This window comes from Campylobacter sp. CH246, assembly GCF_004378835.1.
In the GTDB taxonomy this organism is placed as follows: domain Bacteria; phylum Campylobacterota; class Campylobacteria; order Campylobacterales; family Campylobacteraceae; genus Campylobacter_D; species Campylobacter_D jejuni.
Map to the genome: position 1 here is coordinate 1 of NZ_RYYA01000016.1, position 2,007 is coordinate 2,007.

Annotated in this window: 1 protein-coding gene; it reads right to left on the bottom strand. The window is 27.8% G+C overall.

Going from position 1 to position 2,007, the window contains the following annotated elements:
- Positions 1–81: 81 nt before the first annotated feature.
- Positions 82–1,941: a motility associated factor glycosyltransferase family protein gene (locus ELQ06_RS08440; RefSeq protein WP_134237511.1), complete on the bottom strand. Its 1,860-nt coding sequence runs from the start codon at positions 1,939–1,941 to the stop codon at positions 82–84.
- Positions 1,942–2,007: the final 66 nt, after the last annotated feature.

The window sequence follows — 2,007 nt, forward strand, 5'->3', positions numbered from 1 at the left end:
TAAAAGAATATTGTTTAAAGCCTCAATGTTTTTGTTAAAGAGTTCTTTTTGGGTAGGGGTGAAGGTCATTGGAAATCCTAATTATTTTTTGATTATATCGTCAAAATTCCAATTTTCTAAACTTTTTTCTATGGTTTTGTTTTGAGCATCAAGGTATCCTAAACCTTGGATAAACCAATTGTGTTGTATTTTTAAAAAGTCTATTAAATTTTCTTTTTGCTTATTTGTGTTTAAAACTTCAAATTTTAAAATTTCGCATTCATTATGAAAATAAATAGCTTGACAAAGTTCATTAAAAAGCTTGAGTTTTTTAAATTCTTTAAAAAGATTTAAAAGATCATTTTTGATTTTTTCAAGAGTTTGAAAATTCTTGTCATTTTTTTCTAAAGTGTATCTAAGCTTTTGAAGCTGAGTTTGAGTTTTTTTTATAAATTCTTTGGATTCTAAAATGCTTTTTTGGAGATATTTTTTTGTTTTTTCTAATTTTTCTTTGGCTAGTTTTTTATCTAGAAATTTTGGAAAATCAAAAGGTTTATTTAAATCTTTATCAAGTAAATTCTCACAAGCCCATAGAAAAGGTTTTTCTATGGTTCCTTCTATCCTTGCTCCACCTTCGGTGCAGTTGTAGCTGGTGATATTGAGTTTTTCTTTTGCCCAAAATATATCTTTTTCAAAAGCTTGACGAAATAAATTCCAAGTGAGTTGAGTTCTTACTTTGCCTTTTCCCCCATAAGCTAGTGTATATTTTTCTCCTCTGATTTCTTCACCTTGACTTCCATGTATATGCTCTTTAGGATGTGAACTTCCATCCTCGCCATAAGCTAAATCCTGTCCTATAAAAATGATATTTTCAAATCTTAAAGCTCCTGCTAGTTCATAGATCATATTTGAAACACTGTGTCCTACTCCAAGATATCCATATTCATCAAGTTTTAAACTAGCTGCAAAATTTAAAGGGCGATGTACAAGCATATAAGTTCTTTGATCTTTTTCTAAAAAATCTAATACTTCTTTGTGAACCACAGAAGCAAGTATGAAAAGAATGTTTTTATTAAATTCACCAAAATCATTATCAAAACATTTAGAAACTATATCATCACGTTCTAGCATGCAAACATAATCAGGCTTTATACCGTATTTTCCAAGGATAACATAAGCACTATCTGCACAAAAAATCGTAGCTTTATTAGCATACTTTTTTAATAAAGGAAGTTGTTTTATAAGACTTGGTCCTGTAGAAACAATGATAGCATTTTCAACCTTAGCTCTTCTTTCTTTGAGAAATTCTTGAAAAATTCCATGATTTAACATTTTAGGGAGATTATCTAGGGTATGTTTGATCCCAACTAAAGAATCATGTGGATCATTACCTTTGTTTAAAACGATAAATCGTATCATTTCTATCAGTTGAGTATTTATATTTTGTATTTGAGTGCTATAAAATTGTTGATAAAAATCATTATGGATAAAAAGATTAAAAATTTTTACACTTTTTTGAATGATTTCATAAGTAAAAAGTGTGGTGAGTTGTGCTGTATTAATATTTGGAGTATAAAAAAGTATTAGTTGTTCTTTTTTTAATTCTTCGCTAAAATCAAATAAATGAAAAGCTAAAGTTAAAATTTCAAGATTGTCTTCAAAAATGATAATGTGTTTATGTTGTTTGTTTTTACATAAAGTTTTATAAAACATTCCATTTCCAAAGCCATAAAAAAACAAAACAGGATATTTGTTATATTCGGTTTTAAACAGAGTAAGGTTTTCCAAAAGCTCTTTATTGGGATTTTCATAAAGAAAAATATCATCTTTTTTAAAATTTATTCCATTTTCATCTTGGATAAGTGCAAAAGTTAAGTATTTAAGTGATCTCAGTGTACAAGCTAAAAACTCATCGACCTCAAACAAAGCTTGAGTATTTTTTAAAAAAAGCTCTTCTCTCACCTTCTCACCCTTTCCATCCATTTATCTAATTTTCTTTCTTTAAGTTTTTCTTCTAAAGGAAGTATA